Source organism: Halomonas sp. AOP7-E1-9 (assembly GCF_052376035.1).
GTDB classification, from domain to species: Bacteria; Pseudomonadota; Gammaproteobacteria; order Pseudomonadales; family Halomonadaceae; genus Vreelandella; species Vreelandella citrativorans.
This window is the reverse complement of sequence record NZ_JBQSVC010000037.1, coordinates 1-12,741: the sequence shown is the minus strand read 5'-3', so window position 1 is coordinate 12,741 and position 12,741 is coordinate 1. Positions and strand designations below refer to the sequence as shown.

The following is a 12,741-nucleotide window of genomic DNA, read 5'->3' as shown; positions in this document are numbered from 1 at the left end:
TTGAGCGGGGCGTTTTATGTTATGCCTTACTGGTTTTGTTGGTTAGTGGGCTTAACTCGCTGACGCTTGTACCTTGTCAGCCGTCTTGCCGCCACCAAATTGCTTGCGCTGGATGATGACGAGACCAGCGCCAATTACAAGGCCCACGATATCGGTGTAGATACCACCATAGATCATGCACATTGCACCGACCAACATGATAACCCGCTTAAGCACGTTCACCGGGCCAAAGAACCAGGCCTGCACCATACCCGAAAGCAGAATGATCCCCAGCGTGGCGGTAACACCCACTCGCAGAATCTGCATGGCAGAGCCTTCCATCAACATGGCCGGGCTGTAGAAGAACATGAACGGCACGATAAAGGCCGCCAGACCAATCTTGAACGATGCCACCGACGTACCCATGGGGTTATCGCCAGAAATACCGGCTGCTGCGTAAGAGGCCAGCGCCACCGGCGGCGTAATGGCCGATACAACCGCAAAGTAGAACACGAAGAAGTGGGCAATAAGCGGCTCAATACCGATATTAATTAGCCCTGGTGCCACGACCGATGCGGCGACGGCGTAGGCCGCCGTGGTCGGCATGCCCATGCCCAGCAAGATACTGATCAGCATGGCAAAGATAAGTGCCAGCAGTTGGCTAACACCTGCCAGTCCCAATAGCAGCGAGGAGAAGCGCGCGCCCACACCGGTGAGCGAAATAACCCCTACGATTAAGCCCGCACAGGCACAGACAGCGATGATCTGGATGGCCATGGTGCCTGCCAGTTGCAGCGCCTTGAGAATGGCGGTCACGCCCATTTTGTTGGGTGAAATCCAGCTGACAACGGCGGCCGAGGCGGTGGCCAAGGTGCCTGCCCTAATCACCGAATAGCCCATAAACAGCGCGGCTATCAGGATAATGATGGGAGCAAAGAGGTAGGCTTGTTTGACCAATTTAGTGAAGCGTGGAATCTCATCTTTACGCATACCACGCATGCCTTTACGGGCCGCTTCAAAATCCACCATAAAGTAGATAGACGCGAAGTAAAGAATTGCCGGGATCAACGCTGCAATGGCGATGTCGGTATAGGGAATGCCCGTGACTTCCGCCATGATAAAGGCGCCTGCCCCCATAATTGGCGGCATGATTTGCCCACCGGTTGAGGCTGCCGCTTCAATAGCGCCCGCGCTACGTGCGGGGTAACCCACCTTTTTCATTAGTGGAATGGTCAGTGAACCGGTCGATACCACGTTACCCGCGGAGGTACCGTTGATCATGCCCATCAGGCCCGAGGCAAAAATAGACACTTTGGCGGGGCCTCCACGGGCACGCCCGGCAGCGGCAAAGGCGAAGTTCACAAAGTAGTCACCTACTTTTGACGCTTGCAGGAAGGCGGCAAAAATAATGAACAGAATAATATACGTCGAGGAGACGGCGATGGTGGGGCCCAAGACACCGGCGTCGGTATAAAGCTGGCTAAAAAAGCGCTGCATGGATAGGCCCGGATACCCCAGGAAGCCGGGCAGGTAAGGGCCGGCAAAGACATATGTCAGGAAGATGAGTGAAATAATTACCAGCGCAAGGCCCGCTACTCGCCGGGTAAGCTCCAGAATAAGCAGGGACCCGGCAATCGCCGCCCAGGAAATCCCGATAGGCGCAAAGGAGGTGCCCGTTGAAGCGCGCAGAGGTGTGTTGTACATGATCAGTAAATAACCGGCGCTGGCCAGGGCACACACCATCAGGACTAAATCGGCCGGGTTAAAAGAGCCGCGTGCCTGGCGGAAAAACCATGAAAGCACAATGGCGGCAACGGTCGTTGCTATTAATGGATAACCGTAGTGCCAGGTTTCAACGATTGGGTCGATGCGCATCGCACCACCGCTCAGGGTTTGTTGCATCAAAAAAACCTGAGCAAGCGTGTAGAGGGCCGGTATCAGCAGCGCGTAGCCTACCCACGTTAGCCAAGCGGGTGATGCGTTCAGGCCATCTTCGGCAAACCGAGCTCCCGCAAACAGGCCGTAGCCCAGGATCAGTGCCCCTGCAATATGCACAATACGAAACGACCAGGTCTCCATGGGATACACGTTGAGTGACACCAAGTGGAAACTTGAGTAGGCAATGGCTAGCCCGGCAAACAGGAAAAACTGCCAACCGGTAAATAGGCGACGGTTGGATTCAACGATGTCTTCATCGACGCCCTCTGCAACAACGGTAGGCGATGAAGTAAGCTGGACATCATCCTTGAGGTCATCAGAGGTTTGGGGGGTTGTGGGACTCATCAGAGTTCACCCTCACAGCAGGAGCAAAAAAAGGAGCAATAGCCAAAGCTGCCCCGCCTGGAAAACCAGGACGGGGCAGCCAGATGATGCGTAAAGTTTTAGTTGATCAGGTCTTCAGAGATTTCGTAGCCGTTCTCTTCGTACCAACGAGCAGCGCCTGGATGGAAGGGGAGAACGCTGTTGTGTACGATATTTTCCGGAATGCTGGTTTCAGCACTGCGGTGAATAGAGCGCATACGGTCATTGTTTTCCATGGTCACTTTGGTGACTTCGTAGATGAAGTCTTCCGGAAGATCACAGCCCGCAATCGCAAAGTTCCACATGGAAACTGCGCGAGCATCTTCCTCAAGCGTTGAGTAGGTGCTGGCAGGAATAGTGAATTCAGCCACTGGGAAGGTGTCCAGTACGGTCGCAAGCTCATCTTCGTTGAACTCGATGATGTTCACATCCGTTTGCACTTCCAACTGACTAACGGCAGGAATCGGGATGCCGGCCGCAAAAGCGATGACGTCCAACAGGCCGTCCTGCAGCTGACCGCCAAGGTCAGACCAGCCGCCGTTGCGGCGGTCGAAGTTTACGCCCAACGTTTCCAGCATCGCTGGGAAATAGGTGTCAGACGTTGATGCTGCGGGACCAAAGCCAATACGCGCACCGTCCGGAATGTCCGAAATGGACTCAATGCCTGAGCTTGAAAGCGCGGCAATCGAGAACGGCGTTTCATACATCGGGAACAGTGCACAGACGTTATCCATCACCATGCCGGGTGCCAGCGGGCTTTTGCCGTTAACCGCATCAGAAGCGGGGCCCATGGTGGTTAAGCCAAAGGCCATATCGCCGCTATGAACAAGTGCCAGGTTTTGAGTAGGGCCGCCCGTTACTTCACCGCCGCCAGAAACGCCTAATTCATCAGCAATAAAGTTGGCCCAGCCAGAGCCGTAAACGAAAAACGTGCCGCCTTGGCTTGCGGTACCTACCGTAAAGTTTTCTGGCCAGTCAGCACGCTCAGCATGGGCGCTGGCAGAAGCGAGTAACGCGCCACCTGCAAGCAGGGCGAGAGTTTTAGGCATCATGGTGCGCATGGCATGTTTCCTTAACTGTTCTTGGGATTGTAGGCTGGCAAGCGCAAGCCGCTTTCCAGTGACAATAATATTTAAGCAACCATTTAAGAGCGATTGCCGTGCCATTTATAGGATAGTTAAGTAAAAACAAACGCTTGCTTTTAGAGTCTTCAACTTTAGTGGAAACTCCCTGGCGTCTAACTGTCTGGCAATACGCACGCGGGGTGACAAGTAGTGTGCGGCTTTCCGCACACTGTTGGGTGCGCGCTAAGAAAGTAGAGAAAGTGCAATGAGAGGGTGCCGTGGCCCCCTGTTTTGAAGGGCTGGAAGCTGAGGGGTAGAGGTGAAAGGTAAGACAGGAGGGCACAAAGCCCTCCCAGTCATGACTTACGTATTGGGCTTACCAGGGTCAAGAATCCGTACTGGCTGGATATCCTGACTCTGTTGCTCCTCTCGCACCTGGTTCACCCGGGTTGTTAGCTCAGGTGAGTCGTTATCTTCAATGGGCAGTTGCTCAAAGAAGTCACAGCTCACGCACTCCCGATAGCGAATACCGTTTTGCTCCCAGGCTCGAACACGGTCCATTGCGGCGCAGCGCGGGCAGATAACACCCGCAATAAAGCGTTTAACGGTCGACATGGTGTTCTCCAAACGCACGGTGCCAATGAAATAATAGACACCGTGCTGAGTTCAATAAGCGGTTAGGCCGCGCGAATACCGCTATGGCGCAATAGGGGCTCGACACTTGGCTCGCGGCCGCGGAAGGCCACAAATAGCTCTGCGGCATCGCGTGCTCCGCCTTGTTCCAGAATCTGGTGGCGGAAGCGTTGTCCGGTTTCAGCATCAAAAATACCGGCCTCCTCAAAGGCGCTCCAGGCATCCGCAGAGAGCACTTCGGCCCATTTGTAGCTGTAGTACCCCGCCGCATAGCCGCCAGCAAAAATATGCGCAAAGCTGTTTTGGAAGCGATTGAAGGGCGCCGCCGGTACGACTGAAGTGGCGCTGCGTACATCATCCAACAGCGTTTGAATATCGCTGGCGCTGGGCGCGCTTAATTCATGGTGTAAACGCAGGTCAAAGATCGAGAATTCGAGCTGACGCACCATGCCCATCGCGGACTGGAAGTTTTTGGCCGCCTGAAGGCGTTCAAGCAGCTCAGCCGGTAAGGCTTCCCCGGTTTCTACGTGCTTGGCCAGCAGGTTAAGCCCTTCACGCTCCCAGCAGTAGTTCTCCATAAACTGGCTGGGCAGTTCCACCGCATCCCAGGCAACGCCGTTGATACCTGAAATGTCGGCGATATGCTGCTTGGTCAGCATATGGTGAAGGCCGTGTCCAAATTCATGGAACAGGGTCGTTACTTCATCATGGGTAAGCAGGGCAGGCTTGCCACCGATGGGCGCCGTAAAATTACAGGTTAAAAAAGCCACCGGCAACTGAATACCATGCTCAGTTTGACGGCGTACTCGACAGTCGGCCATCCAGGCGCCGCCGCGTTTGCCTTCCCGAGCGTAGAGGTCAAGGTAGAACCCGGCAATGGGCTGGCCATGCTCGCTAATACGGAAATAGCGCACATCGCTATGGTAGCTTGGCGCCTCACTATCTTCTTCTACCTGCACGCCATAAAGCCGCTCAACCACTTGAAAGAGACCGTTAATCACGTGTGGTGCAGGAAAATAGGGGCGTAGCTGCTCTTGGGAAATGGCATGGCGCGCTTCACGCAGCTTTTCGCTAACGTAAGCAATATCCCACGGCTCCAGCGCATCAATGCCCAGCTCGTCGCGCGCGTAAGCGCTTAGCTCGGCAAACTCCTCTTTTGCTTGAGGGACGGCGCGACGGGCCAAGTCACCCAGAAAATCGAGCACTTGCTCGGGAGAGTCCGCCATCTTGGTGGTCAGTGAAAAGTCAGCATAGGTGTTGAACCCCAGCAGCGTCGCCAGTTCCTGGCGTAGTGCCAGCATCTCTTCCATCAACGGAGCGTTATCAAACGTGCCCGCATCAGGGCCTTGGTCTGAGGCGCGGGTGACAAACGCGGTATACACCTCGCGGCGCAGCTCACGATTTTCAGCGTAGCTAACGACGGGGAAGAAGCTTGGGAAATCCAGCGTAATCCGATAGCCCGAAACGCCCTTGGCTTCAGCAGCCGCTTTCAAGGTATCGAGCGCGCTGGAAGGCAGCCCAGCGAGTTCCTCTTCACTATTGAGGTCCTTGTGCCATGCCTGGGTGGCATCCAGCACATTGTTGGAGTATTGATTGGAGAGCGTTGAAAGGCGCGACTGAATGTCACCGTAGCGTGCTTTTTTGTCGGCAGGCAGGTCGACCCCGGCGAGGCGGAAATCGCGCAGTGCATTATTAACGGTGCGCTGCTGTGCGGCATCCAGCGCGCTCCAGTTGTCACTCTCCTTGAGCGCTTGCCAGCCGTGGAAAAGCCCTTCGTGCTGGCCGACCCACGTGCCAAAGGCGGAAAGCTGTTCCAGGCAGGTTTGGTAAGCTTCGCGCAGCTCAGGCGTGTTCATCGTGCTATTTAAGTGTGACACCGGCGACCATGCTTGGGAGAGTCTATCGCTTACCGCTTCCAGCGGAACGGCAAAGCTCTCCCACGTGGGCGGTGTTTCTGCGGCCTGCTGGGCCAAGCGGTCAATCGTTTCACGGTTCTCACTTAAAAGCGCTTCCACCGCGGGCACCACATGCTCGGCACGCATTTCAGCGAAGGGGGGAAGCTTGTGCGTTGCAAGCAGCGGATTGTGGGTCATAAGCACCTCAGTTGGCAGCGTTAATGAGTGCAAAAACGCGTAATAATAGCTAAACAGTGTGGGCACAGGGGCGCTGTTTCAATGGCAAGGTTTGGTCTCTTGGCAGGCGCCTGCTAGTCTTGCCGCCTTTTAGTGCCCACGATGGCAGGAGTCAATAATGAGCGAGACGCTGGAGCGCTGGGGGTCTAAGCGGGCCTTTATCCTGGCAATATCGGGTGCTGCGGTGGGGCTGGGCAACATCTGGCGCTTCCCTTATGTGGCGGGTGAAAATGGCGGGGCCGCGTTTTTATTAATTTACGTGGCGTTTGTGCTGCTGCTGGGTATTCCCGTCATGATGGCTGAAATTCTCATTGGCCGGGCTGGGCGGCGTGGTCCGTTGCAGGCATTGGGCGCACTGGCTGCTGAAGCAGGGGCCTCCATGCACTGGCGTTGGCTCGGGCTCTTTGGGGCGTTTACTGTTTTTTGTATTTTGTCCTTCTATTCAGTGGTGTCTGGCTGGTCGATCGAGTTTTTGGTGGCCTCCATCAACGGGCAATTTAACGGGGCAACAGCGGCTGAGATTGGCGCTGGTTTCGATGCATTTTTAGCAAGCCCTGGGCTTTTGATTTTCAATCACTCTCTGTTTCTGTTTATGACCATGACCGTGGTGGCGGCTGGCGTGGCTAAGGGGCTTGAGCGGCTTAACAATCTACTCATGCCGCTGCTGTACGTGCTGCTGTTGCTGTTGGCCGGATACGCTGCCACCACCGAGGGCTTCTCCACGGCGTTGACGTGGCTATTTTTACCCTCCTTTGAGGCAATCACACCTACCGTGGTGCTGCATGCCATGGGCCATGCGTTTTTCACTCTGGCGGTAGGGGCCTGCGCGCTGATGGCGTATGGCGCTTATATGCCGGAAGAGCAGAGCTTGCCTAAAGCGGCGTTTGCCGTTGCCGTACTGGATATTAGCGTGGCGTTGCTGGCGGGTATCGCGATTTTCTCGGTGGTGTTTGCCCAAGGGATGGACCCGGCTGAGGGCCCGGGCCTGATGTTTGTGACCCTGCCGATAGCCTTTTCTGAGTTGCCCGGCGGCGCGTTCTGGCTAAGCGTGTTCTTCCTGTTGTTACTGCTCGCTACCTGGACATCGGCCATTAATCTGGCAGAGCCCATGGTCGCGACGCTGCAGGGGCTTGGGCTTCGGCGCAGTATGGCAACGGCGATCATCGCGCTCAGTGTTTGGCTCATGGGATTGTTGTCGGCGTTCTCTTTCTCAACCCTGGCGGAGTTCCAACCACTCTTTGGGCGCAATATCTTTGAATTGGTCAGTAGCATTCCACCAGACATATTTTTGCCCTTGGGTGGCTTGATGATTGCCACGTTTGCTGCCTGGATAATGCCGCAGAAGAGAGCAATGAAAGCGTTAGGCGCCGGGGAAGGTGGCTACCTGCTATGGCGTAATATTGTGCGCTGGGTCTCGATTCCGCTGACGTTTATCGTCTTGCTGAGTGGGCTTTTATAGCGCTATGCCGCTTGTGAGTGGATATATCCGCCATCAATAGAGCAGTATGTGCTTGGAGCAGGTACTTGGAATGCGTACTTGAAATACGTACTTGGAAATAGGCTCTTTAGGAGAGTGCAATGAAAGAGGCAGCGAGCAGTGCGCTAAGAGAGTTTAAAGGCCATTCGCCCCGCTTGGGCGAGCGCGTGTATATCGACCCAGCAAGCGTGGTCATTGGTGACGTTGAGCTGGGCAATGACTGTTCGGTATGGCCAATGACGGTGATTCGTGGCGATATGCACCGGATTCGTATTGGCGCTCGTACCAGCGTGCAGGATGGCAGCGTGCTGCATATTACTCACGCTAGTGAGTTTAACCCGGAGGGCTTTCCACTCACGATTGGCGAAGATGTGACGATTGGTCATAAAGCCATTTTGCATGGCTGTACGCTGGGCAGCCGTATTTTGGTTGGTATGGGCGCTATCGTGATGGACGGCGCGGTGGTTGACGATGAAGTGATCATTGCCGCTGGGGCTGTTGTCACACCCGGTAAGCACTTGGAGAGTGGCTATGTTTACGCCGGTAATCCTGCCAAGGCGCTACGCCCCTTAAAAGAAAAAGAGCGGGCCTTCTTCCCCTATACCGCAGGTAACTACGTAAAACTTAAGGATCAATTTTTAGCCGAAGCCTGCTTATGATTAAGTTCAGCTAACATATTGGCTTGCCGTCCTTTTTTCTGAACTAGCCATGTTGTAATCTTAAAAAATCTGGTAATTTATCCAGTTTTTTCAGGATGCCGCGATAACATGGCGAACTTTCGCACGCATATGACGGTAGCGACTGCGGGCGGCATGTTAATGGCGTACGCGGGTTGGCAAGCCCAGTGGTGGCCTTATTCTCAAGCCATGCTAATCGTGGCGTTGGTCGCCTTTGGCGGCATTTTGCCCGATATTGATGCTGACCGATCACGCTCTATCCGTTTGATTTTTAATATTCTTTCCGTGCCATCATTGGTGGTGGGCGTAATGTTGCTGGAGTCATGGCTGACGCCAGGCATGTTGCTGGTAGCTTGCGGCGGTATTTATTTCTCGGTGCGGTATTTGGCGGGAATACTGTTCTCAAAACTGACGGTTCACCGTGGCATTTGGCACTCGCTGATGGCGGCCGGGCTATGTTCGCTATTAACGGCTGCGCTGAGTTTTCATCTGCTTGTTCAGCCTGCGGGGTTAGCGTGGACACACGGTATGGCCGTGCTGCTGGGGTTTATTATTCACCTGGTACTGGATGAGATGTATAGCGTGGATTTGGAGGGGGCGCGGCTTAAGCGCTCGTTCGGTACTGCGCTCAAACTCGGCGATAGCCGTCGGCCCATTTCCAACCTATTAATGCTGATTGCCACCTTGACACTGCTTCCCTGGACGCCGCCCTGGTCGGACTTAATGGAGCTATTTCATCAGGGGTCACTGCTGTGGCGGTAATCGTCGGCCTGTAAACCATGCTTTTTCAGCTTGTCGTAAAACGTTTTACGCGGAATGCCCAGGTGGTGGCAGACATCGGTGACTCGGCCATGGTGACGGGCAAGCGACTGGCTAATCAGGCTCTTTTCAAACAGCTCTACCTGGCGCGGTAACGTGGGTTCTGGCGTGTCGGTGGCTACCCCTTCCAGCAACATATCCAGGCGGTAATCAAATGCTGCGCCGAGTAGCACGTAGCGCTCAGCAAGGTTGCGTAGTTCACGCACGTTGCCAGGCCAGTCATGGGCCAGCAGTGCGGCGATACCGTGGCTATTCAGGGTGGGAGCTTCCAGGCCGCTACGATTGGCGGCAATGACGGCAAAGTGCTGAAACAGAAGCGGGATATCCTCACGCCGTTCGCGCAGCGCGGGTAACGCCAGCGTGACAACATTCAGCCGGTAGTAGAGGTCTTCACGGAAGCCCCCCTCTTCAGCGGCAACTTTAAGATCCACCTTGGTGGCGGTAATCACCCGAATGTCGAGCGTGACTGCTTCATTGGCACCGAGCCGTTCGATGCTGCGCTCTTGCAGGACGCGCAGTAGTTTGACCTGAAGAGCCAGTGGCATCGACTCAATCTCATCGAGGAAAACAGTACCGCCGTTAGCGTGCTCAAGCTTACCAATTCTGCGTTCAATCGCGCCGGTAAAAGCCCCTTTTTCATGCCCAAACAGCTCAGACTCAATGGTGTTTTCCGGCACGGCACCGCAGTTGATTGCCATAAAGGGGTTGTTGCGTCGAGCGCTGCGTTCATGAATGGCCCGGGCCACGAGGTCCTTGCCTGTCCCTGTTTCGCCAAACAGCAGCACATCGGCTTCTACCTGACTAATACGCTGAATCATCGCAGCCAAGCGAGAAATAACCGCCGTGCGCCCCACCAGGCGCGGGCCAAGGGCAGCCCGCTGTACTTCCAATTCGGCCTTAAGACGATTGTTTTCGAGGCTAAGCTGGCGCTTTTCAATGCCGCGGCGCACAACATCGAGTAGCTGGTCGCCAGCAAATGGCTTCTCCAGGAAGTCCCATGCGCCTGCACGCATGGCTTCTACCGCCGTGGAAATATCGCCATGCCCGGTAATCAGAATAATCGGTAGGGTAGGGTCGCGACGATGCAGTTCATGCAGAAGCTCCATCCCTCCCATGCCAGGCATGCGGATGTCGCTGACAATCACGCCAGGAAACTCTGCGGGTAGCGCCGCCAGGGCTTGCTCGGCTGACGCAAAGCAGGTGGGCGTGTAGCCGGCAAGCTCTAGGGTTTGGCTAGCGGTAATACGCAGATGAGGCTCATCGTCGATCACCATGACCGGCAGCATCGACGGTTCATGCATGGCTATTGTTCTCTTGTTGAGTCGAGGGTGCAGGCGCGTGTATCGGTGGCGCGAAAGGTAGTGAAATAATAAAGCAGGCGCCTGTTGGATCGCGATTGACGGCCTGCAACTTGCCACCCAGGTCATCCATGATACGCGACGAGATGGAAAGCCCCAGCCCCAATCCGCTTCCCGGTGCTTTGGTGGAAAAAAAGGGTTCAAAGATTTGTGTTAGGTGCTGGTCGCCAATGCCGGGGCCGTTATCCATAACGTTAATGGTGACCTGCTTTTCGTTCAGCGCCGCACTCAAGATAAGCCGAGGTTCTGGGGTCTCTTGCATGGCGTGCAGGGCATTGCTAATCAGGTTGACCAGTACTTGCTCCAAGCGTACCAGATCGCCCGTTACCCATAGCGTTTCCTTGGGCCAATGCTGTTCAACGGTAACATGCCCGTCGCGCAGGCGACCCTGGAACAAGCGAAGTGCATATTCGATGCAAGCCTGCACAGAGATGGTTTCCTGCCGCTCACTGCTTTTACGCGAGAATTGACGAAGCTGTGCGCTGATATCGGCCATGCGCTTGGTGAGATCAACGATTTGCTCAAGATTTGCGTCCGCTTGATCTACTCGGGAAAGCGTTAAAAAGCGCCGGGCATTTTCGCCATAGGCCCGAATGGCTGCCAGCGGCTGGTTCAGTTCGTGATTGATGCCCGCTGCCAATTGGCCAAGGACTGCCAGCTTGGCGGCCTGGATGAGTTCATCCTGAGTTTGACGCAGGTTGGCTTCTGCGCGGCGTCGCTCTTCGATTTCATTGGAAAGGCGCTGGTTGCTGGCCACCAAGTCGTGAGTGCGGCGCTCGACGCTGGCTTCCAGCTCATCACGCACCAGGGCAAGGGTATGCCGTTCGCGTTCAGCAAACGCTTCGCGCTCACGACGCAAGCGCAGGCGCTGCCAGCCAATGCCGCCCCCGAGTACAATCATTCCGTAAAGCCCGCCCGCCATAAGTGCGGCGATCCACTGAGCGCGGACAACGGGTGTTAAGGGCTTGAGAATATGCATGTGCCAGCCAAACTCCACCACGGGGCGTGTCAGGCTTAAATAACGGCTGCTACTAAGCGGGCCCTGAGAAAAACTAACCAGTGCACTGTCTGGTCCATAAGGTGCATCAATATTAATGCCTGAAGGGGATAGTGGTTCAATGGCGTAGCGGCGTGTGTCACGAAGCGTTTGACGTTGTTCATCACTAAGCGCATAGAGTGCATTCATGCGCAGCTCAGGGCGGCTGGCCATAAAGATAATATTGTCATTATCGGTCACCAGCAGCTCAGCATCTTGCTCAGCCCAGCCCTCTTCAACTTCATCCAGTAACACCTTGATGACGATAACACCGGAGGGTTGCGCATCTGGCGAAGTATCATCCAGCCATACCGGCGCCGAGAAAAAGTAGCCCCGCTCCAGTGACTGGGTCCCTAGTCCATAAAACCGCCCTTGCCGTCCGGCGATGGCTTCTGTGTAGTAGCTGCGAAACGCGTAGTTATGACCTAAAAACGTATTGGGACGATGCCAGTTGCTGGCGGCAATTGTGTTGGCATCGCGGTCGAGCAGGTAAACGTCAGAAACGCCTGCGGTAAAGCGGAAACGATCCAGCCGCAGGTTAAGCGGCATGGCGTTCTGGGTTTCCGGAGAGGCCAAAAAGCGTTGAACACCTTCACGCGTCGCGAGCATTTGGGGTAAATAGTCGTAGCGGAGCAGATAGCCATTAAGGTTGGCGACAGAAAGGCGTAGCTCGTTTTCGGCGTCTTCCTGAAGGGTGGAGATAGCTTGCTCGCGCGCCAAGTGGGCGGCTTGCCACATGACGAGTATGAGGCCTAGGGTGATGGCAACAAGCCATATACCTTTCCAGCGGCGATGCTTCATACGCTGCTACTTACCACGGGCACGGCGTAGCGCACGTGCTGCCTGCTGTTGGCGAGGTGGGGGAATATCATCCGCTAGGCATCCATTAATAGGTATGACCAATCATAAGGCAGGAGATCGCCGTGCCTCAAGCTAGCCCTCTGGGCTACTAATACACATTGGTAGCAGTGTTGCTGGAGTCAGGAAGGCCTCCTGAAGAGCGAGTAGTTACCCTGCATTATGACGATATGGCATTATTTCAGACATATTTCACCCAGCCCCTTGCCAAACGCCCGGCGAATCCGTAAAGTACGCATCCGCTGCCGGGGACGCCCAGCGTTACCAGCGGTGAAGAAGGTGAAAACCTTCGGTTTGTCAGGAAGTTAGCGAGGTTTAAGTCGCTTGCTTCACCCGCTGAAAACAGCGGTTGACAAATATCAGGAAATGCGTAGAATACGCCTTCCTCGCTGAGGCAAGCGGCTCCA

The 12,741-nt window shown here is 55.2% G+C and carries 10 protein-coding genes; 3 read left to right on the top strand and 7 right to left on the bottom strand.

All coding sequences use genetic code 11. The features are described from left to right. Positions 1 to 51 precede the first annotated feature (51 nt). The 4 genes from ACT3R4_RS15915 to prlC form a co-directional block, all read right to left on the bottom strand. The gene (locus tag ACT3R4_RS15915; RefSeq protein ID WP_441679723.1) at positions 52 to 2,262 is read right to left on the bottom strand and encodes a TRAP transporter permease; all 2,211 of its coding nucleotides are present in this window, start codon (positions 2,260 to 2,262) and stop codon (positions 52 to 54) included. A gap of 98 nt (positions 2,263 to 2,360) precedes the next feature. Continuing rightward, on the bottom strand, positions 2,361 to 3,341 hold the full coding sequence (locus tag ACT3R4_RS15910) for a TAXI family TRAP transporter solute-binding subunit (protein ID WP_172118896.1): 981 nt from the start codon (positions 3,339 to 3,341) through the stop codon (positions 2,361 to 2,363). Between the two features lie 366 nt (positions 3,342 to 3,707). Then, positions 3,708 to 3,959 carry a YheV family putative zinc ribbon protein gene (locus tag ACT3R4_RS15905; protein ID WP_172118895.1) on the bottom strand — a complete coding sequence of 84 codons (252 nt, stop codon included), beginning with the start codon at positions 3,957 to 3,959 and terminating at the stop codon, positions 3,708 to 3,710. Positions 3,960 to 4,021: 62 nt separating this feature from the next. Then, a complete protein-coding gene (prlC, locus tag ACT3R4_RS15900; protein ID WP_193057330.1) occupies positions 4,022 to 6,070 on the bottom strand; it encodes an oligopeptidase A in 2,049 nt (682 codons plus the stop codon). A gap of 157 nt (positions 6,071 to 6,227) precedes the next feature. Here prlC and ACT3R4_RS15895 point away from each other — a divergent pair, with 157 nt between their 5' ends. From ACT3R4_RS15895 to ACT3R4_RS15885, 3 genes are all read left to right on the top strand, one after another. Beyond that, positions 6,228 to 7,568, top strand: a complete 1,341-nt coding sequence (locus ACT3R4_RS15895) for a sodium-dependent transporter (protein WP_441679725.1) — start codon at positions 6,228 to 6,230, stop codon at positions 7,566 to 7,568. 119 nt (positions 7,569 to 7,687) lie between these two features. After that, positions 7,688 to 8,245, top strand: coding sequence for a gamma carbonic anhydrase family protein (locus ACT3R4_RS15890; RefSeq protein WP_172118892.1), 558 nt, complete (start codon positions 7,688 to 7,690; stop codon positions 8,243 to 8,245). 108 nt (positions 8,246 to 8,353) lie between these two features. Continuing rightward, positions 8,354 to 9,025 carry a metal-dependent hydrolase gene (locus ACT3R4_RS15885; RefSeq protein ID WP_193057331.1) on the top strand — a complete coding sequence of 224 codons (672 nt, stop codon included), beginning with the start codon at positions 8,354 to 8,356 and terminating at the stop codon, positions 9,023 to 9,025. Here ACT3R4_RS15885 and ACT3R4_RS15880 read toward each other — a convergent pair. The 3 genes from ACT3R4_RS15880 to ACT3R4_RS15870 form a co-directional block, all read right to left on the bottom strand. Then, positions 9,001 to 10,383 carry a sigma-54-dependent transcriptional regulator gene (locus ACT3R4_RS15880; protein WP_193057332.1) on the bottom strand — a complete coding sequence of 461 codons (1,383 nt, stop codon included), beginning with the start codon at positions 10,381 to 10,383 and terminating at the stop codon, positions 9,001 to 9,003. The genes ACT3R4_RS15885 and ACT3R4_RS15880 overlap by 25 nt on opposite strands. Then, the gene (locus tag ACT3R4_RS15875) at positions 10,376 to 12,277 is read right to left on the bottom strand and encodes a sensor histidine kinase (RefSeq protein ID WP_193057333.1); all 1,902 of its coding nucleotides are present in this window, start codon (positions 12,275 to 12,277) and stop codon (positions 10,376 to 10,378) included. Before ACT3R4_RS15875 ends, ACT3R4_RS15880 begins: the two co-directional genes overlap by 8 nt. A 238-nt stretch (positions 12,278 to 12,515) precedes the next feature. After that, positions 12,516 to 12,741: hypothetical protein (locus tag ACT3R4_RS15870; RefSeq protein WP_496201235.1), on the bottom strand; the 226-nt coding region annotated here is incomplete at its 5' end.

What these genes read in the sequence shown, in the direction of transcription:
- ACT3R4_RS15915 (WP_441679723.1), bottom strand. Translation starts at nt 2,262, where the DNA reads ATGAGTCCCACAACCCCCCAAACCTCTGATGACCTCAAGGATGATGTC.
- ACT3R4_RS15910 (WP_172118896.1), bottom strand. Translation starts at nt 3,341, where the DNA reads ATGCGCACCATGATGCCTAAAACTCTCGCCCTGCTTGCAGGTGGCGCG.
- ACT3R4_RS15905 (WP_172118895.1), bottom strand. Translation starts at nt 3,959, where the DNA reads ATGTCGACCGTTAAACGCTTTATTGCGGGTGTTATCTGCCCGCGCTGC.
- prlC (WP_193057330.1), bottom strand. Translation starts at nt 6,070, where the DNA reads ATGACCCACAATCCGCTGCTTGCAACGCACAAGCTTCCCCCCTTCGCT.
- ACT3R4_RS15895 (WP_441679725.1), top strand. Translation starts at nt 6,228, where the DNA reads ATGAGCGAGACGCTGGAGCGCTGGGGGTCTAAGCGGGCCTTTATCCTG.
- ACT3R4_RS15890 (WP_172118892.1), top strand. Translation starts at nt 7,688, where the DNA reads ATGAAAGAGGCAGCGAGCAGTGCGCTAAGAGAGTTTAAAGGCCATTCG.
- ACT3R4_RS15885 (WP_193057331.1), top strand. Translation starts at nt 8,354, where the DNA reads ATGGCGAACTTTCGCACGCATATGACGGTAGCGACTGCGGGCGGCATG.
- ACT3R4_RS15880 (WP_193057332.1), bottom strand. Translation starts at nt 10,383, where the DNA reads ATGCATGAACCGTCGATGCTGCCGGTCATGGTGATCGACGATGAGCCT.
- ACT3R4_RS15875 (WP_193057333.1), bottom strand. Translation starts at nt 12,277, where the DNA reads ATGAAGCATCGCCGCTGGAAAGGTATATGGCTTGTTGCCATCACCCTA.